The sequence below is a fragment of the Citrobacter amalonaticus genome (genome assembly GCF_002918555.1).
GTDB classification, from domain to species: Bacteria; Pseudomonadota; Gammaproteobacteria; order Enterobacterales; family Enterobacteriaceae; genus Citrobacter_C; species Citrobacter_C amalonaticus_A.
Genome location: NZ_PQMB01000002.1, coordinates 1,279,672 through 1,301,808, shown reverse-complemented (window position 1 = coordinate 1,301,808; position 22,137 = coordinate 1,279,672). Strand labels below are relative to the sequence as shown.

Below are 22,137 nucleotides of genomic sequence, written 5' to 3'. Positions count from 1 at the left end.
TCCTGCCCGGCATAAAATCCCAGCATCTCATCCGTGGCGCTATCCCTGGCCAGGTCAACCCCAACTGCATGTCAGTCAGTTAAAGCTGTGAGTGATGTTAATCTCGGCTGACTGAGGACCCGTTGCCGGCGTCGCTGCCTCTGGTGAGGCGTATACTTTTAACATCGTTTTCACTAGTGGCTTTATTGGTTCTCCAAATACATATGGGGTACCATCCGGTAATTGTAGTGATATATTATAACCACCCAGCATTAACGGTTTTCCTCCCATATTATGTGTTATGGTTAGCTCAGTATTCGGTAAAGCTCCAACATACCCGCCATACTCCAGTATAAAGTCAGCAGCAGCAGTTTCCCCATGTTTCACAACACCCATCTCAATTACGTCAGGGTAATTAAATGTCAAAGGGTTTGAAAAGCGGCATGAGTATTCATCAGTTACAACAAAATCATTCAGAGTGAATGTTCCATATCCAGAGACTGTTACCTTAGAAGACATTCTTGTGGTAACACTCAGTTCAATTGTTTTAGACTGTGTTGGATCCGCCTTAAAAAACACTGAAAAAGGCTGGCTTTCTCTGACCATTACATACTTATATAGTTGATTATACCAGTTTCCGCCTATGAGAGAGGAGCTTAATTGAGGACAGCTAATTGGAAGTATTTGAGGGTTTTCCGAACTGCATGTATGTTTAGTGATTGTTGTATTGTTGACATTATAAAAATCTCGTATAGCCACTCCCATATACACACTGGCATTGTAAATATACTGTGTGATACTGACTGACTTTTCCAATGCGGAATGCATTTCTGACACCCCGCCGACTGGTTCAGCGCCTCCCATATCTAACGTTCTTATAAAAGACGTTTCCTTTTGCACACTTGCATTTTGAATGTTGGCATTTACTATTCGTACTCTCATCTCATCTGATATAACGGGATTAGCAGCAGTACACACAAATTCAACAGGTATCGGCATCATATTATCCGTGGCTTTATACGGTATTTTTAGTGGCAACTAAAAACACCTCAATAACATACAGATCCAGATATTAAGTCGTTTCACATCCGGAATTACTATTAAGAAACGCAGTTCAGCGTCAGCGTAACCAGTACATTTGCTGAGGCCTGTCCGGCACGGGCTGTGGACGCGTCGAGAAACACGGTGAAATCCATATTCTTTCCCGTTACTGCAAAGGGGGCGTTGAGCCTGGCTAGCATCAATCGCGTCAACACGACTGCCCCGTTTTTTCTACCTCTTTATCATCCCGGATATATCCTCTGTTCTCTGACATGGGTGTGAAATTCATCACGGATACATCACACTGAACCGCACGGTGGCCGTGGTCTGGCCCCGGGGCGTGTCCTGAACCACCAGGGTCGACGGTGTCACCGTGCAGCTCCGATTGTCCGTCCCGGCACAAAATCCCTTCGTCTTATCCGTGGCGCCATCCCCGGTCAGGTCAACCTCATGACTTTCCGCCGTCAGCCAGAACGCCGCTGGCGTGCCGCTGCTTCCCGTCGGACCCGTCATCGCCATCCGCGTGCTGCTCCCGGCAACCAGCGAGCTGCCCACCTGTTGCCCGTAAATCACAGTGGATACCGGTGTCGGACAACTGATGTCTATCTTCACCGGGTAATGCGTCTGTGCCCCGTTCACCAGGCTACCAAGATGCACCGTCGGGGGTACCGTCAGCGTGCACGGGGGCACCGTGAAGGTCGCTTTTATCGTCACCGTGGCCGTTGCTGTCGTCGCCGCCTGCACCGGATGCGGTCCTGCAATCAGCAGCACCAGGGAGGAGGAGAGCGCCAGAAGTGCTGCCTTATTTAACGTCATAACTCACCGCCCCGCCCCAGTCATTAAGCGCCTCCACGCTGACCCCACTCAGACTGCTGTGTCCCGTGCTGGCTTCCGAGTACGGCGCCAGCTGCGCCAGCGCCCGCTGCGCAACCCCGCTCAGCGTCACCTCTTTCCCGTGGCTTTTTACCTTCGTGACCGCAAAGTAATAGGGCGTCGGGTTCTTTATCCACACGCTGCCCTCCCGGTTCACCAGAGTCAGCTGTTTCTCTGCCTCCTTTCTGCCCTCCACCAGGGCTTTCGGCCGGTAAAACACCTTCACCTGCGTATTCATGGCAATCGCCAGGACGCTGCCGTCCGTTTCCTTCGGCTTCGGCGGGATTTCCTGCACGTTGAGGCGGAACAGGGATTCCCGGTCAGAGGGCAGGGCAGGATTCACATTCATCAGACGCACTATCTGTTTGCCTTTCGGGCCCACTTTGAAAAAAGGCGGGGACGGCACCATGAACACATCCGCTTTATTCTGTGACACATTATCAATCCATACCTGACCACCATAAGTCTCCTGTGAACTGCTGCTCACCTCAAAGGAGATATTTTTCCTCCCCTCTTCATAGATAAAGCGCGTCCCGTTCAGGGTGAAGGCCGCCATCGCGGAGCTGACAAGGGTGGTGCCCAGTACTACAGCCAGCGTTGTCTGCAGTACCACTTTTTTTCTGTTATTCACAACGAATCTCCTGAACGGTTCCGGTATTTTCTTTTAAGCCAGCCGCGCTGAAGCGACACTGCTTCCCGCTGCTCTGACTGACGGTAATGGTTTTCGGGGCGGCCAGCAGGTTCATCAGCAGCACGCCGTTGCGGGTGATAAACCCGGCATCCAGCCCCTGCTCGGTGGTAGCGCTTCCCCCGGTGAACGTGTTGCCCTGCGCATCCCGCACGCGCACGATGTAACGCAGCACGTTCTGGAAACCGAACTCCCGGTAAATAATCGCTTTCTCTGTCGGCACCACGTCATACGAGGTGTTGAGCAGCTCGGCGCTGTCCGGGACGTTTTCCGGATTGATGCTGATGGTCGTCGGGTTATACCCGGTCAGGTACAGCACCGTGCTGCCACTGCTGTTGGTGGGCAGGGAGCCGTTAAAAGTCACGCCCGGGGTGTCCTTAATCCGCACCACCGCCACGGTATCGGATGCTTCTTTGGTCAGCAGCAGACCGGTCTGCGCCGTGGCAATCGCCGACCCGGAAAGGTTCCCGGACAGCGTGGTGGTCTCGCGGCTTTTTGACACCGCCAGGTTAGTCTGCATCCGGTCAAAGGCATAGCTGACCGACGCCCCGGCCGTATTGTTACTGCGCTCATCCGTCCCGGCGTTAACGCTGTAGTTCAGGCGTTCATTCAGGGTCGCGGAGGTGCTGGTGTTAAATGAAGCTCCGTTATAGCGGCTGTAACCCACTGAGTTACTGCTGTAGTGGCGCACCCCGCCCAGGGTGAACGGAATACTCACCCCCAGCGAACCGGAATATTCGTCCGACGAGGACCAGGCGCTGCGGGAATAGTTGCCGCTGAGGTACAGCGACACGCCGTCCAGAATGGTGGTGCTGGCGGACAAAGACGCACCGATGGCGTCTTTGTCACGGTTCCAGTAGGACTGCTGCCAGAACGAGCCACTCAGATACAGGTTGTCCATCCGGTGGGACAGGCGGGCCTCATAGCGGGCCTTCTCCTGGCCATCGAACCAGATGTAGTGGTCATTAAGCCCCAGTCCATCCGGGTCATATATCTTGCGTCCGTACCCGTACTTCGGGTTCCAGCTGGCAAACTCGGTATACCCGGGACTCTGGTAGCGGTAGGTCAGCAGCTGGATGTCGGTTTTACTGGTGAAACTTTTGGCATACTTCACCGTGGCGCTCACGCCCTGGCGGCGCGGACCATCGTCATACTCTGCCCGGGAGCCGTTCACGCTGAACGCCAGCGCTCCCCACGTGCCCATGGACTGCGTCAGCCCCACGCCGGCGGCCTGGTATCCGCTGTGCAACAGGGTGGCCATATTCAGGGTGGTGGACGACAACCCCCAGTCCAGGCTGGCCAGCCCAAAGGTGCCATTCCCGGAGCTGAACGCATCGTCCAGCCGGTTAGAATCATTCCGCTGCCCCACGGCCAGGTTATAGTTATAGTCACCCGGTCGCAGCAGGGAAGGCAGGGTGGCCACCGGGTATTCGGTCACCGTTTTCCGCCCGCCGTCATCCTCCACGGTCACCACCAGATTACCGTTACTGGTGGAGTTCAGGTCATCCAGCCGGTACGGGCCGGACGGCACCACCCGGGAATAGATAGTGTATCCCCCTTGAGTCACCGTGATGCGTGAGGTGGTGGAGGCCACCCCGGTAATCACCGGGGCGTAACCCCGGGTCTGCCAGGAGCGCATATTGTTGTTGGAGCGCAGGGCGGCACCGTAGAAGCCAAAATCGCTGAACAGTTCAGTCCGGGTCTGCGAACGTCCAAGCAGCAGGTCGCCCTTCACCTGGCTGATGGCTGTCGACAGGGTCAGGTTGTTGGTGGTGAATTCATTGCCCCACGCATTGCGGGTGGCATTCATGTCGCTGGATAAAATCCAGCGCCCCACATTGAGGCTGGTATTGAAACTGCCCCAGGCATTGAGGGTGTCATCACCGTATCCGTTATTATTCCGGGTCTGCACGTTCTGGTTAAAGTTACCGTTATACTTCAGACGCAGACCGTTAATACCGTAGTCCCAGCGGGCGGCATCGTTTTTTTCCGCCAGCCAGGCCTGGGGAATACCAAAGTCCAGCGTCTGACTGCCGAGGTCGAAGCTGACTTTTGTGCTGTCCTTCCGTCCGGGGAGGTAGCACCCCCGGACACTATCAAAGGTGTCCTGATACGCCTCCGGCTTAAAGAAGATGCCGGCATTCTGCAGCCATTCCGGGCTCAGGCAGAGCTGATCTGACTGCTCATCCTCCGGGCTGATAACCAGTGCCGAACGCCCTGTCCGGGAGCCGTTCAGGGAGACATCAACATAGTATTGACCCGCAGGGTATTTCACACCGTCCTTCAGGACTGAGGGGACATCCGTGGTTCCCTGCAGGAATGCCGTGTTGAGTTCCGTGGCAGACGCAAAGGAAGAACAAATGCTCAGTGCCAGCAGTGACAGTGCAGGTTGTTTTATTATTGTGGGGGATTTTGTGTTCACACAAACCTGCCTTCAGAGCAAACAAGAAAGAACAAGACAAAAAACAGCGGAGACCGGTAAAAGACCCTGCCGGGCCACGGGGTGAGCGCGGTGCGACAGGGCCTGTACGGATAACCGGTGGGGATTAGTTGTAGGCAACCACGTAGGCCGCAGCAGACTGGTAGTCACCTGCCTTGGCAACACCATTCAGCTGGGCACTGAACGTCATACCCTGACCGTTATTGGCGATAAACTGATCACCTGCAATCTCTGCGCTCAGGTTGGTGGTGTTGATGGTCTTGTCCACCGTGGCGTTGGTGGTCTTGATTTCAGTCCAGGCGTCATCTGCCGCACCGGACTGCGCTTTCAGACCGTTGCCATCAAACGGACCGGTCCAGGCGATGGTGACGGTGTTGGTGTTTGTCAGGCCCTGGCAGCCAGTCTGACTCATGTCCGGTTTCAGGGAGAAGTTAACGACACTGGCCTTGTCACCGACTGGTGCCGTACCCAGCTGAACCACGCTGTTTACTGCGCCATTCACACCCGGATTCACATCACAGGTGGTGTTCGTTACCACGCCCAGAAACTGCACATCACCGTTTGCTGCCAGTGCAGAGCCGGACATCACAGCCAGAGCCAGAGCAGAAACGGCCAGTAAATTCTTTTTCATGTTATTTTCCTTGTGGTGTGCTGAAGTCAGCACGTTTGTTATCAGCGATAATTTTCCTGTTGATGGCAGAAGCCATCCTCAATGCAGCCGCACCGGGCAGCATTGAGGATGAATACTGTTTATTTCGGCTTCTGTATCTCCGCCTGACAGCCATTAACGCTGCCGGATTTTCTTTAATGACAAAAAGTCGTATTACGCGGGCTACGGAATTAATTCATGCCTGATAAAATCAGTAATCGAACACAGCAGTATCACCCCACTGTTCAGATATAAATTATCCGGCTGACAGTACCTGCCCCCTGATGGGGCATTAATATCCCGACACCAGTAAGATAATGTTATTTGTTTTATTCTGTGCTTCCTGGCACCAGACAATAGCTACCGCACGAAAAATAACCGACTATTTTTCGACACTTACTCCAAAACAGACACAGTTTACCGTTCCTGAATAAACGGACTCACGGTTATGATGTTTCATCAATATATAAAAACTGAAAATAATCCCGGCAAAGAAACATGTCCTTTAACCGGCAGCACACTACATACCGGACGGCACATTCCCGGCGGCAATAAACGGATACATCCGCGCAGCCGTCTGATTCAGTATCTGTAGTTGCCGGAATTTCACCGAGAACTGGCTCTGCGATATACCATGAAGCTCACAGGCCTCGCGCTGGGTCACTCCCCGGACCAGCACATCTTCCAGCGCGTCCTGGATATTTTTCTTGCTTATTCGCCCCAGCGTCATCAGCAACCGGAAGTGACAGATATCCACCTGACCCGGCTCCAGCACGCCGGGAATATTCCTTACCCTGGCGTGGGCATTCTTGCAGGGTAATACAGCCCGGTCCGCCATCATTCAGCGCCTCCTGTATCCTGAAACGGTTATACGCTTTCACGCATCAGACAGACTGAAGAACAGCCCGCTGGTATGTCCCCGCCGTTCACACTGACCGACGGGATAAACTCCAGGGCCGTGTTCCTGATGCCCAGCTCCTTCATCAGCAACTTGCGGTAGTGATAGGCCAGTTTCTCACTGCGCCCCAGACGCTTTCCGACATCAGCCGCCGTTCCACCCAGCTCAAGCCAGTTCAGGATGATATTCGCCCCCTGACGTGAAGCAAGCCGCTGACGGAGTCGTTGACTCAGCCACCCCCGCAGGAAAACCAGCGCCTGTAAGCCGTCCGCCCGGCCGTGGCAAAACACCCGACAGGCCCCTGTACCTTCAGGGCCGGCAAAATAATCGTCGGTCACACAGTCCACCGGTATCACATCCGGATACCCGGCCATCAGGGTGTCGTAATCCCGCAGCCAGATATTCCCGAACCAGGACGCAGTAATGTAATCAGAAAATAAATGTCGCCGACGGGTGATAATCACCGGCAGTACCGGGAACTGGCGCCGGATGGCACACAATAAATAAACGCAATCCCGCGCGGAAATATCAAGAATCACCCGGAGAGGTCTCTTTTCTTTTATGAAATGAAAAAGTTCATTTATATTCCTGGTATATTCAGTGCTGTGCCTGTTATTTGTTTTATACAGTGCCGCCAGAGCCGTTCCGATAATAAAGTCCGGGGAGAACACAATAACATTCCCCACCCCGGAGCCCTGTTCATGCAACTCCATCCCTGAACCTCATTCAATATTTATCGCATCATGTTTTTTGTCATGAGCTAATGAGACGAATCCTAAGGTGTAAAAATGAATGACAACAGACAATAAAATCGATCGATAAGATCTTGAAATTTCATCGATCAGTTTCACTCATCCTTTTTCCTGATGATGGCTGACGGGATTATTCAGAAAGATACGTATTTATAAAAATAATATAAAACCACACAAAAACAAGATGTTTGATGAGGTAATTTGGAGTTATTCTCATTTTTCACATATCTGATAAAGACATTCTGATACAACATATTAGCGCGATATAAGACGAAAATACTCGCCCGGGCGGGGCGGCACGCGCCGGGCCTGTTCCCCATAAAAAATACGAATGGTGTCCGGTTCGGGGAGGAGTGTTAATTCGTAAAAACCAGGAATTAGTCAAAAACAAAATGGTGGAAATATCTTCCGGGCAGGAAATTTATTACCATCCGCAACGTGCATTTCCCGTCCGGCCATGGGCGGACCGCTTACTGAGAATGGATTTATCATGGATGTCAGCATCCGGGCCGTTTCGGCCACCCACAACCGGTGGGCATCATCAGCCCGTTCCTGAAATGAGCCGGTGCCAAAACACGCAGTATGAATGCACTCCTGTCCAGCCTGCCGTCCCACAGGCGGGGGATATTTGCCGGTCTGTGCTGTGCGGTCTACTGTGATCCGGTTTATCTGGCCCTGAGCGACAGCGCGTCGTTCACTACTTATGACGGCACGGCGTTTACCGCAGAGCATCACCGGGTACTGGCCACAAGGCTGCGTGACATCAACCGGATGACCGATTTTCCGGCGGTGGTGTCTGCCAGTGACACGCCGGAAAGCTGTCGGCGTGTCACTGGCAGCCTGCTATGGTGCAGGGGCTCACTGCACAGGACACCTGTGCCCGGCGACTGACCGTTATATAAAAGGAAACACCCGGCCACTCCCCGCAGTAAAACACATCAGGGAGAGCGATCTGAAGCGACCTCTTTTTGAGACAGTCTGATTTTTAAACATCCTCTGTCAAATCTCGCCTCCGGTCGTTACGGTAGTGGTATATCTCCCGCCCTGAGGACACATCATGGCTTTCGTTAACGAAAAATTCACCCCCGAAGACCGCGCCCGCTACCACTTTGACGACTTTGAACGTGAGCAGGTCGCCTTCCCCAATCCCTCCCGCTACTGGGCTATCGACCGCGGGGCCGGGATTTTCCTGCGCATGGTCCGCCCGACCGTGGGGGATAATTTCGACCCCGACTCCGGGCTGGAAAACCAGTTCCACTTCCACCGCCACGGCTACGATTACCTGGTTCATACCCGTGCTGGAGTAAGGGAAGACAATCTCGCACAGTTCCCGGGCACCCTCTTTGTCAGCGGCCGTGAGCCGCTCCCTGGCAGTGAACGGTTCCTCTACTACCTCCGGTTTATCGCTGAAATCAACGGTCCGTCTCCCAGTGCCCTGCGTCACCATCGCCAGGCGGTCCTCACCGACCTGGAGGTCGCCCTGGACGCCAGCTTTGGTGGTTTCTATATGTATATACCACCCGAACGGCGTGATAACCCCCGGCATATCCGCTTTATCATTGCCCCGGGAGAGGAATACTTTAATGACGGAGGCCGCCTGTGACTGAACTCAGCCTGCAGGCACCGGACCTCCTGAACACCCATCCGGAGCAGTAATTTCTCCTCGGCGGACCAGCAGAGCCGGAGCCCGCGTATGCTGACGTCTTTTTGGCATTAACACTCATTTGAGACAGTCTGATTTTTAAACATCCTCTGTCAAAACTCGCCTCCGGTCGTTACGGTAGTGGTATATCTCCCGCCCTGAGGACACATCATGGCTTTCGTTAACGAAGAATTTACCCCCGAAGACCGCGCCCGCTACCACTTTGACGACTTTGACCGCGAGCAGGTCGACTTTCCCAATCCCGACCGCTACTGGGTCATCGACCGGGAGGCCGGGATTTTCCTGCGGCTGGTCAAAGCGACCGTCGGGGACCATTTTGACCCGGCTTCCCGTCTGGAAAATCAGTTCCACTTCCACTTCCACCGCCACGGCTACGACTACCTGGTGCATATCCGCACGGGACTATGGGACGGTAACCTCGCGCAGTTTCCGGGGACCCCGTTTGTCAGCAGCCGTGAGCTGCTCCCCGGCTGTAAGCAATTCGTCTGCTATCTCCGGCTTATTTCTGAACGGGTTCGCCCTTCCCCCGGGGCGCCCAGTGCCCTGCGGCACCAGCGCCAGGCGGTGCTCTCCGACCTGGAGGCGGCCATGGACGCCAGCTTCAGTGGAGATTATCTGTATATGTCGCCGGAGGAGCGTGAGGTTCCCCGGCACTTCAGCTTTATCATCGCGCCGGACGGGGTGAGCTGCAGAGACGGAGGTCCGCGTGACTGAACTCAGCCTGCAGGCGGCGCTGAACCTGCTGGAAACTCATCCGGAGCAGTACAACAGTCAGGAGGCTCTCTTTGCCCTGGCCGAACGAATCAATGTCAATGCCACCGGGGAGGTCACCATCCTTTACAGCGGCAACCCGCTGGGAACTGACAGAGACGAGGACGCTGAGTGGAGCATTGTAACTTTTCAGAAGTCTTACGGTGCTGCAGGGGTCGCGGGACTTTTCTGTTTGATTTGACGCAATGGGTACTGCGAATATGAAAAAAAGTTTAAAAAGAATATTCTTTTTTTTATCAGGCATAATATTTGTCTTTTTTTTCTATGTGACATGCCTCCATCTGGCTGTTTATGGATTTAAATATGTGGCGTTACTCTCAAATTTACACATTATGGTTACAAGGCCAGAGTGTACTTACACATTTTTAACACCTGACTCATTAAAAAATAAATTTTCGTATAAATTATTTATGTGGTTAGGTAATAATAATGAACTGGACCCGGCAGTTAAAGTAGAAAAGATCCCTGATACTCTTGTGGCTAAATATTTCACGCCAGATAAATCCATTGATTACACCTTGAATAAGGTTAAGTGCGATTTCTCAAAACCCACAACATCCTGGCGGAAAAGTAAGAGATATATGCATTTTTCGTATTCTTATCAATACGATATGATTGGGGTCAGGAGCGCCACTATTTCTTTAAATGATCGTGACGGTAAGGCGTCTGATATATCAGGTTATCTATATTGGGGTTTTTAGAGTATTTAGGAGGAAACTATGAACAGTACTTTCGAAATGATAGAGGTAGGATATATAATGATCGGCCCTGGCTATTATCATAAATACCTCCTGTATACGAACAGTAATGGGGATAAATATATTGTAAGAGGAGGCCCTGAGAGGAATTCTGGCGGCTTTGGTAATATGGTTACTTCTCATGCTGAATATAAAGAAGGTCATATTGATTATAATAAAAAAGGCTTGCATAGGTTTGAGATGGTTATGGCTGGTGATGACCTTTCGGAATACTGGGACCGTATAAAGGAAAACATGGCTTCGCTGAGCGGACAACAGGCATATGATCCGCTTAACTATAACTCAAATACAGCAGTGGATTTGTCCCTGTGTTATGCGGGGCTTAATTTACCTCAGAAGGACGGGATCATGGATTACTGGTCTCCGGCTTCCATGGAAGATACCGACTGTGATCCTTTACCCCTCAATATTCCACCGGATATTTCTGGTAATGGTGCTGCCGGCCCTGACCTTTCTGCCGCGAAAAACACTACCTCGCCGATCATTATCGATCTCGACAGAGATGGTATTGAGACTCTTTCTCCCGGAGCCGGAGTTTTCTTTGATCATGATAATAACCATTTTTCTGAAAATACTGGCTGGGTGGGGAAAGATGATGGTCTGCTGGTACTGGATCGTGATGGAAATGGCCTGATTGATGATGGTGGTGAATTATTCGGAAATAATACCATTCTTGCGAATGGCAAAGCTGCCGCCAGCGGCTATCAGGCACTCGTGGAGCTGGATGACAATCATGATGGCCAGCTTAACAGCAGTGATGCTGTCTGGCAGCAGCTCAGGGTATGGAAGGACTCAAACAGTAATGGTCGGGTGGATGCGGGGGAATTACTCACTCTGGAACAGGCAGGTGTGGCGTCTGTTGGGACGGGTTATCAGAATTCGACGTTTGTCGATGGACAGGGAAATGCCCATAAGCAGACTGGCAACATCACTTACACTGATGGGACCACAGGAACAAGTGCAGATGTCTGGTTCAGCACAAATAACAGTTATACCCATTATGACAAAGACGTGAAGATCAGTTCAGAAATCCGTGCGTTACCTTATATCCGTGGATTTGGCAACATGGCAGATTTGCATATAGCAATGAGCCTGAATCCCCGGTTACAGGCGATGGTCGAACAGTATATTGCCTGCCCGCAGGGTAAGGAAGCCGATGATTTATTACAGCGTATAATTTTTGAATGGGCCGGAGTGACAGATATCCCCAGCGACAGCCGGGGCAGCTACATTGATGCACGCTTTCTCACAGTGCTTGAGTCTGCCAGCGGAGAGACTTACAGGAATGTGACTAATGGCACCGTTGATCCACTTCAGAATGCCGCAGAGTTGCTGAAGGATGAATACCATCGTTTTACAGAATTTATTGAAGCCAGTTTACTTTCACAGACCCTTTATCGTGAGGATTTTGCATTAATTCAGCTGAAGATAAAGCCGGATTCAGGTGGCATAACCTATGATTTTGCTGCTTTCGAAACGCACCTTAATGAACTGAAAGAGGTAAATATTGGGCGTTATCTTCAGGTCCGAAAACTTTTTTATGCGCAGTTGGAGTATATGCCATCCCTTACAGAAGAACGGAACAGACTGGGGATAGCAGGCAGCGTTTTGCTGGGAACCGATGCTAATGATTCTATCACGGGTATGGGTAAGGATGATTATTTATGGGGTGGGGCGGGTAATGACGTGCTGTACGGCCAGGCCGGGAATGACACCCTGTACGGCGGGGAGGGCAACGACACCCTCGAGGGCGGTGCCGGGGACGATATCCTGGTCGGGGGCACCGGGAACGACATTCTCACCGGCGGGACCGGGAACGACACCTACCTGTTTAACACCGGCGACGGGCAGGACACCCTGCGCGGGCACTATCACAGCACGCCGGAGACCAACACCCTGCGGTTCGGAAAAGGCATTACCGCCGACCAGGTGACGGTGAAGCGCTCCGGTAATAATAACCTGCTGCTGTCTCTGGCGGGCAGCACCGACCGGATACTGGTGGAGGATTTCTTCTACATGGACCGGCCGGACGGCTATTACACCCCCCTGCAGGTGGTGGAGTTCGCCGACGGGACGCGCTGGACGGTGGCGGACCTGGTGGCGAAGGCGCTGCAGGCGACGGACGGGGCCGACACCCTGACCGGAACCAGCGGGAACGATGTCCTCTACGGGCTGGCGGGCAATGACGTGCTGAACGGTCAGGCCGGGAATGACACCCTGTACGGCGGGGAGGGGAACGACACCCTCGACGGCGGTGCCGGGGACGATATCCTGGTCGGCGGTACCGGGAACGACATTCTCACCGGCGGGACCGGGAACGACACCTACCTGTTTAACGCCGGCGACGGCCAGGACACCCTGCGCGGGCACTATCACAGCACCCCGGAGACCAACACCCTGCGGTTCGGAAAAGGCATTACCGCCGACCAGGTGACGGTGAAGCGCTCCGGTAATAATAACCTGCTGCTGACGCTGGCGGGCAGCACCGACCGTATCCTGGTGGAAGACTTTTTCTCCGGTGATAACTGGAATCCCCTGCAGCAGGTGCAGTTTGCGGACGGGACGTTGTGGCTGGCAGACGATTTGCTCAGCTATATCGATGACGGCATTCCCCTGCCAGCAGCGTATAGCGAAGCGGACAGTACGGTACCGGTGAGCCTGCTCCGCCAGCAAATCNAAGGCATTACCGCCGACCAGGTGACGGTGAAGCGCTCCGGTAATAATAACCTGCTGCTGACGCTGGCGGGCAGCACCGACCGTATCCTGGTGGAAGACTTTTTCTCCGGTGATAACTGGAATCCCCTGCAGCAGGTGCAGTTTGCGGACGGGACGTTGTGGCTGGCAGACGATTTGCTCAGCTATATCGATGACGGCATTCCCCTGCCAGCAGCGTATAGCGAAGCGGACAGTACGGTACCGGTGAGCCTGCTCCGCCAGCAAATCAGCCAGTTTATGGCGGCCGGGGATGATGCTGACCCCCTGCTGATGGCACCTGAGCAGTTCACCACTCCGGTACTGGCCGGCGTGCAGAAAGCGTCGTTCGGGTTCTGAGTTCACCGCCCGGGCATGATGCCCGGGCCCTCAGAAGCTGCAGACTGAAAATGTGGTACTGGAGAGCCAACTGACCCGGCTTGAAGCAGAGCTGAAATTGTATCGGTTTTTAGCGTGGGCGGGAGCGCCGCCGGCAGGCAGCGATGAAGCCTGTTAACGTATTCTGAAACAGAACGGAGAAAAATATGATGGCGAATTACCCTGCGGCGTTTGAGACGGGAGATATTGTTTTTACCTGTATCGGTGCGCCTTTATTCCGTGAAGTGTCAACGGCCTCCCGGTGTTGGTGCAACCATGTCGGGATCGTCACGGGACATAATGGTGACGATTATCAGGTGGCTGAAAGCCGTATTCCTCTCTCAGGCGTCACCACCTTGTCAAAATTTATTCAACGTTCTGTTGGACAACAATATGCAGTACGTCGCTTTCGGGGAGGACTTACTACGGCACAGAAGCTTTCTGTTATGGAGCAGGTGCCAGCGCGTCTGCACAAATTCTACCATACGGGGTTTGAATACGATTCCTCGCGGCAGTTTTGTTCAAAATTTGTGTTTGATATATACAAGGATGCGTTAGGTATTCAGATTGGCAACGTGGAAACTTTTGGGCAGTTACTTAAAAGTAATCCGGAAGCAAAGCTGTTGTTCTGGAAATTCTGGTTTCTGGGGAGCATTCCATGGGACAGGAAAACGGTGACGCCCGCCAGCTTATGGCTGCATCCAGAACTGAGTCTGGTGTGTGGCATGTTTGATAGTATGGACTGAGTTTTTTCAGTGAGGAATGTGAGTAAACCTTGCTTCTGGTTTCGAGGAAATAAATAAAAAACGATATATATTTATAATTTTCAGCACTGAGAATGTGCCGATTTCTGAAATGCGACTGCATTTTAGCTTATTGAACTGTTAAGGTTTTATCTGAAGAGAACTGAATGGTAACGTATTATTTAGCCAGCCATTCATCATGAAATAAATAAATCGTAAAGTATGAAAATTCTTTTTGTCTTAAGCCCATGTAACTTTACTCAAATCGATTTTAATGAACTAACCCATTTTGAAAAATTTAACGATATGCGTATTGTTAACTGTACTGACTATCGGGATATTCTGAAATGCCGAATAAAAAACCGGCAAAATCATTATCATCTGTAATCCTGGTAGACATGACGGTACATCCCCATAAAAACAAAGTTAAGCAGCTTGCTAATCTATGGAACCTTCGGCGGTTGATGTTCCTTGAGGGGCGTTCAGGACTATCCCAATAGTGATATCTGGAAGAAAAAAAATTGAAATAGATACAGGTTCCATTAAATGGATAGAATCCCGACGTCATTCGGAAATGCTGATTAATTCTATTCTGCATGTTTATAGCTGGCCTGAGGAATATTTAAATCTGGATTTAACCCCTCAGGACCCGCCTGATTATTACCGGCCTGTGCGAGCCTGATGCTCCGGTGAGTAGCGCTCGCCGACGATTTTTACTGTTTCAAGAGTCTGTGTTATCTGAAGCAAATCATCCTCAGAGAGAATAATGTCTGCGGCCCCCAGGTTTTCCGCCAGGCGGTGTAGTTTGGTGGTGCCAGGGATAGGAACAATCCACGGTTTTTGTGCCAGCAACCAGGCCAGCGCGATTTGCGCAGACGTCACCCCTTTTTCAGCTGCCAGTTCGCCTAATAATGTCACCAGTTTTTCATTGGCTTCAATCGCCTGTGCGGCGAAACGTGGCACGGTACTGCGGTAATCATCCTTGCCAAAAGTCGTACCTGGCTTAATCGATCCCGTCAGGAAACCTTTACCTAATGGGCTGAATGGCACAAAACCAATGCCCAGTTCCTCCAGCAGCGGCAGGATCTCCTGCTCAGGCTCGCGCCACCACAGGGAATATTCACTTTGCAGAGCAGTGACTGGCTGTATTGCATGCGCACGACGAATGGTCTGTGCGCCCGCTTCGGAAAGACCGAAATGTTTGACCTTTCCTTCTGTAATCAGGTCTTTTACCGTTCCGGCAACATCTTCAATAGGCACCTCCGGATCGACACGGTGTTGATACAGCAGATCAATGACATCTGTCCTGAGGCGGCGTAATGACCCGTCAACGGCTTCACGGATATGCTCCGGACGGCTGTTTAAAATCTGCTGCTTATTGTCATTCCCGAAGGTAAAACCAAATTTGGTGGCAATGACGACACGATCGCGGAACGGCTGTAAGGCTTCGCCAACAACGTCTTCATTCAGATAAGGGCCATACACTTCGGCGGTGTCGAAGAACGTGACGCCACGTTCAACCGCTGCACGAATGAGTTCAATGGACTGACGGCGTTCTGTCGCCGGGCCGTAGCCGTGGCTGAGTCCCATGCACCCGAGTCCAGGTGCTGACACTTCAAGTCCGGATTTACCCAGATAACGTTTTTGCATTTAATCAGTACCTCTTTTATCACGACTTAAACATCAAGTTTGCGGGCAGTCAGCCATTCCACCATCGCCGGGTCACGGTGAGAGAAGAAGGCGCTGGTTGCGGTATCGAGCGCGGCAATCTGCAGCATATCTTCAGAACTGAGTTCAAAATCGAGAATATTGATGTTCTCTTCCATGCGTTCTTTTCGCACCGATTTCGCCAGCGAAACGATGCCGCGCTGGAAGATCCACCTCAGCACAACCTGACCCACGCTCTTGCCGTATTTCTGACCAATCGCCGTTAATACGGGATGCTGGAACAGGCCATTTTTACCCTCCGCAAACGGCGCCCAGGCTTCCGGCTGAATATTACGGCTTTGCATCCACGGCACGGCGTGCAGTTGCTGATTGAAGGGATTGACTTCAGCCTGGTTCACCGCAGGGGCAACGTTGTTGAAGGCGATAAGATCGGCCAGTCTGTCAGGATGGAAGTTGCTGACGCCAATGGCGCGAATTTTGCCTGCCTGTTGCAGTTCTTCCATGGCACGCCAGGCACCGTGGACATCGCCGTAAGGCTGGTGAATCAGGTACAGGTCAACATAGTCCAGCTGCAGTCGGTTCAGCGAACGTTCGAACTGCGCTTTAGCACCTTCGTAATGGGTATCCTGCAGCCAAAGTTTGGTTGTCACAAAGAGCTCGTTACGTGCAATACCGCTCTGTTTCAGCGCATTCCCGACCTGGGTTTCGTTCTGGTAGGAGGCTGCGGTATCAATCAGTCGGTATCCCGTATCAATGGCATCAATAACGGCTCTCTCGCATTCGGCGGCATCCGTCATCTGGAAGACACCAAAACCCAGCAGGGGCATTTCAATACCGCTATTCAGTTTTACAGTTTGCATGATGTTATCCTTCAGCTGTTGTCAGGAAAGCATAACGCATCGTGATTTATTCGATTAGATGGGGTAATTAGCTAGGGTTTATTAGTAGGGTTCATTAATTGCCAGCATCTGACGGGCAGCCTGGTGTCAGCAGGGACCTTCGGCACCGCCGATATTAACGGTGCATTTAGAGCAGCGATGTGTGGTTGACGCAAAAAATTTACTACTCAATATTTATTCAAAAGAATATATCCTTATTTGAATTCGCAGATCTATTTTCTGCCCTAAATAAAAAATCTCTTGCAATCCTTGACTTGCCCATAATGTGATTCTTTGTTAATGTAAAACATAAACGTCGAATACGTTGCGTATTATCCGTGCGTTATTTATACAATAATTTGTCGATGGAGCCGTAATGAAGTATGTGTTTGCATTTATGCTGAGTGTAGGGTTATCAGGCTGTACCGCAAATGATTGGGTGGATGCTGCAAGTGGGATAATGCAAGCTAAAGACCAACAAGAAAAAGACGCAAGAAATAAGCGCATAGAAGCCGCTAACAGGGCTGCGGGTTACTAATATTTAAACAATTTACATATTTCTCTTCTCATTCTACACAGACAGAAGAGAAATAGTTTTTTAATCAGGTTTACTGAGTAAACACTCCCTTATCCCTCGCCTGTTGGCAGGAGGTATAGCCATAATGTTTTCGGTTTCCATTCTTATCAAACGCCACATAAAAAGGCATTGTCTCTGCATCTTTTTTTAGCGTGTAGTTGATGCAAGTCCCACTGATTTCTGGAATATTCATCTCACTGTCTGGTTTTCCACCCGCAGTAATAACCGAGCTTTTAGTCGCATCGGGTGCGTAAGTCGCTTGTACGAGTGGATCATTATCAAATTTCATAAAACTGAAACTACAGGCACTTAATAAAGGCACAATTAAAAAAGGTGTATAGCGCATTGAATGTCCTTGCGGAGAATATAATTACTTAAGAAATTAAAGTGATCGAACCGATATTCTTTGCCCGTCAAATTTCCTCTCTCATATATGTTAAGAAAATGAAGAGGGAAGTACAATTACCGGACTTATAGTCACTGTGTTTAACTGATTTTTATTGGTCGTCTCGACCATTAATGAGCGTTGCCAGCATCCGCTTGTGGCTGTGAGTTCAACGGGTCGATGCAACGCTATCCTTAGTAAAGGGGGACGTTGCCATGAAACGAGGAACGCGAATTAACTACACGCCAGAACAGAAAGTGATTGTCTGCGACGGATATAAGCAAGGTGATTCCTTGTACCTGGGTTAAAGCACCGACTCAGTAGGTGCTTTTTTCATGTGGAGTTAGTCATATTCTGAGTCGCCACATAATGAGAACATGCTTTTTGCTTAAACCTTCAAAGGTTCATGCAGTGTAAAAGCGTCATCATTTTAAACTAACTGTTGGGATGCGCTTTCTTTGAGGCTGTATAGGCAATACGTTTCAGCCCTTCCACCGCTCTTTCGAGGTATGCTCGTGGACATCCCAGATTCAGGCGGATAAAACCATTGCCAGCCGATCCAAAGCTATTTCCCATAGAAGGTGCAATTCCGGCAACATCAGCCATGACCCATTTGAGCTGTTCATCATCCAGGCCCAGTGCTTTACAATTTAGCCATAATAGATAAGTTCCCTGGGCAGGGACAACTCTTGCCCAGGGAAGATATTCATCAACCTGTTCACTAAACCATCGGCGATTTTCTGCAAGATAACCAAGTAATTCGTCCAGCCAGGGTGCACCCTGTTGCCATGCAGCAATGCTTGCCTCGACAGATAGTGCATTAAACACATCCAGTCCATGTGCATCCAGACGGCGTAAGAACTGCTCACGCAATGTCGTCGCGGGTATCAGAAAGTTTGCAATACGCAATGTCGACAAACCAAACGTTTTACTGGCGGAGGTCGCAGAGATGACGCGCGAATGCCAGCGCTCTCCCAGATGGAGAACCGAAGTAAATTGTTCTCCAGGAAGTAACAAATCGGCCCATATTTCATCAGACAGTAACGTGACATTATATGTCTCGCACAACTGCAGTAGATCTTCCAGTTCCTGTGCAGACCAACAACGACCAGTTGGATTATGAGGATTACATAAAATCATTAATGGCGGATGTTCAGTGCGAAATACCATTTCCAGATGAACAAGATCCATCTGATAACCCGTATGCGGATCTTCATGCAATGGATTTTCCAGTAACCGTCTGCCGTTGAGTGTTATGACTTTTGAAAAAGATCCATAATAGGGTCCCTGAACCACCACCCCTTCACCCGGGTGGCTCAGCATTTGTACCAGTAAAGACAAGCCCGGAACCACCCCTTCAATACTGCAGATCCACTCTTGCTTTATTTCCAGTTGATGCCGGGTTAAGAACCATGCAATCAAGGCGTCGAAGTAAATTTGTGGTCGCTCGCTGTATCCAAAAACACCGTGCCCGACGCGATGAACCAGGGCCTCCTGTACAGCGGATGGACAGGTAAAATCAAAATCTGACACCCACATTGGCAACAGTTCATTTGCACCCTCGCCGAAATATCGCGCCATGAAGTCCCACTTCAGCGAACCGGTATTGTGGCGGTCTATAATCTTATTAAAATCCATCGAATTCCCTTCCTATTCTGTTACCGTTAAATTCTTTTCTTTTCCTGCCACCGATGACGTCTTCGCAATACCGATTCCAGTGAAACCGTAAATCAAGGCGAAGAAGATAGCGGCATAGCACTGAATCGCCCAGGGGAGTAAGTCCAGCGTACTCACCCCCAACGTTGTTGCCATATATACACCGGCAGAAGTCCACGGTAATAAGGGCTCAATAACGGTTCCCGCATCTTCAATTGTTCGTGAAAGATTTTTGGTATCGAGTCCCATGCGGCGGTAAGCGTCTTTAAACAATTCAGCAGGAACCAGAAGAGCCAGTTTGCCGTCGCTGGTGGCACCGGTAACCAGAATAGTGGTTCCAATGGTCGCCGCGATTAACTGACCGACGCTGTGAATCACCGTCAGCAGGCGGTTGATAATAATGTTGAGCGCCCCCGTTAACGTTAAGGCACCAGCAAAAGAGAATGCGCAAAACACCAGAAGGATAGTCCCCATCATTGAGAACATACCGCCACGGTTAAGCAGACGTGGGATATCAGCAATGACACCCTCACTCCCTTGCGGGAACATATTGATGTTGAACCCATCAATAAATGCGTCCAGGCCTTGCTTAATGCTAAGCCCCTGCATGACTACCCCCAGAATCAGGGCTAATACGCATGCACTGAGCATTAAAGGAATCACCGGTTTCTTGCGAATGGCCCCCCACAAAACAATAACCGGTGGCAAAATCAGAATGACATTAAAGTGGTACAGAGACGCCAGGCCGTTGACAATATCAGTGACCCGCTGGGGCGTGGCTACCTCGCCCAGCATATTACTGTGACCGGCAATAAGATAAACCACGGCAGCAAGCAGAAAGCTGGGGATCGTGGTCCACAACAAATGTTGAATATGTTCGAAGAGCGTCGTATCAGCCACAATCGCAGCAAAGTTGGTGGAATCAGACAGCGGCGATATTTTATCGCCAAAGTAAGCGCCGGAAACGACTGCGCCTGCCGCCGCTGCCAGAGAGACGTCCAGCCCGGCGGCTACTCCCATCAGCGCAACGCCCACCGTTCCTGCTGAACCCCATGATGTCCCGGTACATACTGACACTACGCTGGTCAAAAAGAAGGCGGCGATCAGAATGTATTCAGGGCTTATTAATTTAAGCCCCCAGTAAACCATATAAGGTATGGTTCCACTGAACATCCATGTTCCGATTAGCGCCCCAACGCAGATCAAAATCATGATGACCGGCATTGCTTTGGCGAGTTTATCAACCACCGAACTGATGATGTCTTCCCAGGTATATCCCTGCCACCACGCAACGCCTGCGGCTACAGCAGCGGAACAGAGCAGCAAGGGCTCAATGCGCAATCCCATAATGCCGTAACCAATAATTAGCAATAGCAGCATGGCGGCAATGGGTATCACTGCCAGGCCAAATGAGAGCGTTTTTTTCTGATTTTGAGAGGCATTCATAAATGGAACTCCTGTCTGTAAGGTCGCTCAAGAGTAGATGAACACCCTTTTCCCTGAATGTGATCGTCCATTCGCCTCCATGTAAGCGATTACATGAGATGACCAAATTTGAACCAGATCACAATTGGAACACTTGACGGCTTAACCATTGGCTTGAGGAGGAAGAACGGAATCGCGGATCACCAGTTCTGCGGCAAAGTTATTTACACTGGGTTGCTGAGTCACGCCCTTAAAGAGTTGTATTGCCAGTTGCGAAGCACGACGTGCCATTCGTTCGACCGGATAGTGCATGGTTGTCAGTGCCGGAAAGAGGTAACGCGCCATCACCACATCATCAAATCCAACGATAGAAAGCTGCTGAGGTAGCGCAATCCCTTTCTGATGTAAAATGCGCATGATCCCGGCGGCCATCACATCATTAAACGTCACTGCGGCGGTGAAAGGGATACCGCAGTTAAGAAGCTGATGCGCTGCACGTTCGCCTCCTTCTTCATTAAAAGGTACGCTAATTACCCAGTTTTTATCTGGCGTAATGCCATATTCAGTCAATGCCTGACGATACCCTTCCAGCCGCTCACTGCGATCGATAATCGGTAAATCGCTCGTCACGCAGGCAATACAGCGGTGCCCTTGCTCCAGCAAATGAAGCGTTGCCGTTTTTGCAGCCGCACAATTCTCCAGCCACACACAGCGATTGGCCATGCCGGCAATATAGCGGTTCACCACCACCATGGCGGGGAAATGTGCGGCATAACGCAGCAGTTCCTTCTCCGGTAATCTACTCGCATGTACCACAATAGCCTCACATCCCTGATTGATCAGAAAATCAAGCCCGGTTTTTTCCATTCCTTCATCGTGACCACCACTGCAGACCATTAATCGAAATTGCTCCTGGCGCGAGACCTCCTCTGCACCCCGGGCAAGACGAGCAAAAAAGGGATCGGCAAGATTACCGGTCAATAACCCGAGCATGTCACCGCTGCGCTTCGCAAGTGCTATAGCGGCGGCATTGCGATGATAATTTAGTTCGCGCATGGCCTTTTCAACACGCTCACGCGTCACAGGTTCAACCCATGCAGTTTGATTAATAACACGTGAAACTGTCGCTGTTGACACTCTTGCCAGCAATGCAACATCTTTTATCGTCGCCATACTGCCCCTTATCTTTTTGATGCCTAAGACTTTACATATCATCAGTCAGTA

The 22,137-nt window shown here is 51.0% G+C and carries 21 protein-coding genes; 8 read left to right on the top strand and 13 right to left on the bottom strand.

What is annotated here, in order from left to right:
• Window positions 1-75: 75 nt before the first annotated feature.
• From C3432_RS11735 to C3432_RS11705, 7 genes are all read right to left on the bottom strand, one after another.
• Complete coding sequence (locus C3432_RS11735) at window positions 76-981, bottom strand: hypothetical protein (protein ID WP_146050852.1); 906 nt, start codon at window positions 979-981, stop codon at window positions 76-78.
• Window positions 982-1,308: 327 nt separating this feature from the next.
• On the bottom strand, window positions 1,309-1,836 hold the full coding sequence (locus C3432_RS11730) for a fimbrial protein (RefSeq protein WP_103776758.1): 528 nt from the start codon (window positions 1,834-1,836) through the stop codon (window positions 1,309-1,311).
• The gene (locus C3432_RS11725) at window positions 1,823-2,524 is read right to left on the bottom strand and encodes a fimbrial chaperone (protein ID WP_103776757.1); all 702 of its coding nucleotides are present in this window, start codon (window positions 2,522-2,524) and stop codon (window positions 1,823-1,825) included. The genes C3432_RS11730 and C3432_RS11725 overlap by 14 nt, the downstream gene beginning before the upstream one ends.
• Window positions 2,517-5,003 (bottom strand): PefC/AfrB family outer membrane usher protein, encoded by a 2,487-nt coding sequence (gene pefC / locus C3432_RS11720; protein ID WP_103776756.1) that lies wholly within the window; start codon window positions 5,001-5,003, stop codon window positions 2,517-2,519. The genes C3432_RS11725 and pefC overlap by 8 nt, the downstream gene beginning before the upstream one ends.
• A 124-nt stretch (window positions 5,004-5,127) precedes the next feature.
• On the bottom strand, window positions 5,128-5,652 hold the full coding sequence (locus C3432_RS11715; RefSeq protein ID WP_103776755.1) for a fimbrial protein PefA: 525 nt from the start codon (window positions 5,650-5,652) through the stop codon (window positions 5,128-5,130).
• Window positions 5,653-6,190: 538 nt separating this feature from the next.
• Window positions 6,191-6,511 (bottom strand): PapB/FocB family fimbrial expression transcriptional regulator, encoded by a 321-nt coding sequence (locus C3432_RS11710; RefSeq protein ID WP_103776754.1) that lies wholly within the window; start codon window positions 6,509-6,511, stop codon window positions 6,191-6,193.
• Window positions 6,512-6,537: 26 nt separating this feature from the next.
• A complete protein-coding gene (locus C3432_RS11705; protein WP_146050986.1) occupies window positions 6,538-7,068 on the bottom strand; it encodes a hypothetical protein in 531 nt (176 codons plus the stop codon).
• 834 nt (window positions 7,069-7,902) lie between these two features.
• Between C3432_RS11705 and C3432_RS27460 the strand changes: the two genes are divergently transcribed.
• The 7 genes from C3432_RS27460 (at window position 7,903) to C3432_RS11675 (ending at window position 14,327) form a co-directional block, all read left to right on the top strand.
• Window positions 7,903-8,211, top strand: a complete 309-nt coding sequence (locus C3432_RS27460) for a DNA adenine methylase (RefSeq protein WP_146050854.1) — start codon at window positions 7,903-7,905, stop codon at window positions 8,209-8,211.
• A gap of 166 nt (window positions 8,212-8,377) precedes the next feature.
• The gene (locus tag C3432_RS27455; RefSeq protein WP_146050855.1) at window positions 8,378-8,923 is read left to right on the top strand and encodes a hypothetical protein; all 546 of its coding nucleotides are present in this window, start codon (window positions 8,378-8,380) and stop codon (window positions 8,921-8,923) included.
• A 210-nt stretch (window positions 8,924-9,133) separates the two neighbouring features.
• Complete coding sequence (locus tag C3432_RS11695; RefSeq protein WP_103776751.1) at window positions 9,134-9,697, top strand: hypothetical protein; 564 nt, start codon at window positions 9,134-9,136, stop codon at window positions 9,695-9,697.
• Window positions 9,690-9,935: a hypothetical protein gene (locus C3432_RS11690; protein ID WP_103776750.1), complete on the top strand. Its 246-nt coding sequence runs from the start codon at window positions 9,690-9,692 to the stop codon at window positions 9,933-9,935. The genes C3432_RS11695 and C3432_RS11690 overlap by 8 nt, the downstream gene beginning before the upstream one ends.
• Before the next feature lie 19 nt (window positions 9,936-9,954).
• Entirely contained in the window at window positions 9,955-10,455 is a 501-nt protein-coding gene (locus tag C3432_RS11685; protein WP_146050856.1) for a hypothetical protein, read from the top strand.
• 18 nt (window positions 10,456-10,473) lie between these two features.
• Window positions 10,474-13,563: a calcium-binding protein gene (locus C3432_RS11680; RefSeq protein ID WP_103776748.1), complete on the top strand. Its 3,090-nt coding sequence runs from the start codon at window positions 10,474-10,476 to the stop codon at window positions 13,561-13,563.
• A 185-nt stretch (window positions 13,564-13,748) separates the two neighbouring features.
• The gene (locus C3432_RS11675) at window positions 13,749-14,327 is read left to right on the top strand and encodes a YebB family permuted papain-like enzyme (protein WP_103776747.1); all 579 of its coding nucleotides are present in this window, start codon (window positions 13,749-13,751) and stop codon (window positions 14,325-14,327) included.
• Between the two features lie 657 nt (window positions 14,328-14,984).
• Here the strand turns inward: C3432_RS11675 and C3432_RS11670 are convergent.
• Window positions 14,985-15,974, bottom strand: a complete 990-nt coding sequence (locus tag C3432_RS11670) for an aldo/keto reductase (protein WP_103776746.1) — start codon at window positions 15,972-15,974, stop codon at window positions 14,985-14,987.
• Window positions 15,975-16,000: 26 nt separating this feature from the next.
• Window positions 16,001-16,852: an aldo/keto reductase gene (locus C3432_RS11665; protein WP_103776745.1), complete on the bottom strand. Its 852-nt coding sequence runs from the start codon at window positions 16,850-16,852 to the stop codon at window positions 16,001-16,003.
• Between the two features lie 394 nt (window positions 16,853-17,246).
• Between C3432_RS11665 and C3432_RS27665 the strand changes: the two genes are divergently transcribed.
• Window positions 17,247-17,408, top strand: coding sequence for a hypothetical protein (locus C3432_RS27665; RefSeq protein ID WP_181012901.1), 162 nt, complete (start codon window positions 17,247-17,249; stop codon window positions 17,406-17,408).
• Between the two features lie 70 nt (window positions 17,409-17,478).
• On the opposite strand, the gene C3432_RS11660 is transcribed toward C3432_RS27665, so the two are convergent.
• The 4 genes from C3432_RS11660 to C3432_RS11645 all read right to left on the bottom strand — a co-directional run bounded on the left by C3432_RS11660 (window position 17,479) and on the right by C3432_RS11645 (window position 22,086).
• Window positions 17,479-17,793, bottom strand: coding sequence for a hypothetical protein (locus C3432_RS11660; protein WP_103776744.1), 315 nt, complete (start codon window positions 17,791-17,793; stop codon window positions 17,479-17,481).
• A gap of 474 nt (window positions 17,794-18,267) precedes the next feature.
• The gene (locus C3432_RS11655; protein ID WP_103776743.1) at window positions 18,268-19,470 is read right to left on the bottom strand and encodes a MalY/PatB family protein; all 1,203 of its coding nucleotides are present in this window, start codon (window positions 19,468-19,470) and stop codon (window positions 18,268-18,270) included.
• Window positions 19,471-19,482: 12 nt separating this feature from the next.
• Window positions 19,483-20,934 (bottom strand): Na+/H+ antiporter NhaC, encoded by a 1,452-nt coding sequence (nhaC, locus tag C3432_RS11650; protein ID WP_103776742.1) that lies wholly within the window; start codon window positions 20,932-20,934, stop codon window positions 19,483-19,485.
• Between the two features lie 141 nt (window positions 20,935-21,075).
• Window positions 21,076-22,086 (bottom strand): LacI family DNA-binding transcriptional regulator, encoded by a 1,011-nt coding sequence (locus C3432_RS11645; RefSeq protein ID WP_103776741.1) that lies wholly within the window; start codon window positions 22,084-22,086, stop codon window positions 21,076-21,078.
• Window positions 22,087-22,137: the final 51 nt, after the last annotated feature.

What these genes read in the sequence shown, in the direction of transcription:
- C3432_RS11665 (WP_103776745.1), bottom strand. Translation starts at nt 16,852, where the DNA reads ATGCAAACTGTAAAACTGAATAGCGGTATTGAAATGCCCCTGCTGGGT.
- C3432_RS27460 (WP_146050854.1), top strand. Translation starts at nt 7,903, where the DNA reads ATGAATGCACTCCTGTCCAGCCTGCCGTCCCACAGGCGGGGGATATTT.
- C3432_RS11715 (WP_103776755.1), bottom strand. Translation starts at nt 5,652, where the DNA reads ATGAAAAAGAATTTACTGGCCGTTTCTGCTCTGGCTCTGGCTGTGATG.
- C3432_RS11655 (WP_103776743.1), bottom strand. Translation starts at nt 19,470, where the DNA reads ATGGATTTTAATAAGATTATAGACCGCCACAATACCGGTTCGCTGAAG.
- C3432_RS11710 (WP_103776754.1), bottom strand. Translation starts at nt 6,511, where the DNA reads ATGATGGCGGACCGGGCTGTATTACCCTGCAAGAATGCCCACGCCAGG.
- nhaC (WP_103776742.1), bottom strand. Translation starts at nt 20,934, where the DNA reads ATGAATGCCTCTCAAAATCAGAAAAAAACGCTCTCATTTGGCCTGGCA.
- C3432_RS11735 (WP_146050852.1), bottom strand. Translation starts at nt 981, where the DNA reads ATGATGCCGATACCTGTTGAATTTGTGTGTACTGCTGCTAATCCCGTT.
- C3432_RS11675 (WP_103776747.1), top strand. Translation starts at nt 13,749, where the DNA reads ATGATGGCGAATTACCCTGCGGCGTTTGAGACGGGAGATATTGTTTTT.
- C3432_RS11660 (WP_103776744.1), bottom strand. Translation starts at nt 17,793, where the DNA reads ATGCGCTATACACCTTTTTTAATTGTGCCTTTATTAAGTGCCTGTAGT.
- C3432_RS11670 (WP_103776746.1), bottom strand. Translation starts at nt 15,974, where the DNA reads ATGCAAAAACGTTATCTGGGTAAATCCGGACTTGAAGTGTCAGCACCT.
- C3432_RS11730 (WP_103776758.1), bottom strand. Translation starts at nt 1,836, where the DNA reads ATGACGTTAAATAAGGCAGCACTTCTGGCGCTCTCCTCCTCCCTGGTG.
- C3432_RS11645 (WP_103776741.1), bottom strand. Translation starts at nt 22,086, where the DNA reads ATGGCGACGATAAAAGATGTTGCATTGCTGGCAAGAGTGTCAACAGCG.
- C3432_RS27665 (WP_181012901.1), top strand. Translation starts at nt 17,247, where the DNA reads ATGAAGTATGTGTTTGCATTTATGCTGAGTGTAGGGTTATCAGGCTGT.
- C3432_RS11695 (WP_103776751.1), top strand. Translation starts at nt 9,134, where the DNA reads ATGGCTTTCGTTAACGAAGAATTTACCCCCGAAGACCGCGCCCGCTAC.
- C3432_RS11685 (WP_146050856.1), top strand. Translation starts at nt 9,955, where the DNA reads ATGAAAAAAAGTTTAAAAAGAATATTCTTTTTTTTATCAGGCATAATA.
- C3432_RS27455 (WP_146050855.1), top strand. Translation starts at nt 8,378, where the DNA reads ATGGCTTTCGTTAACGAAAAATTCACCCCCGAAGACCGCGCCCGCTAC.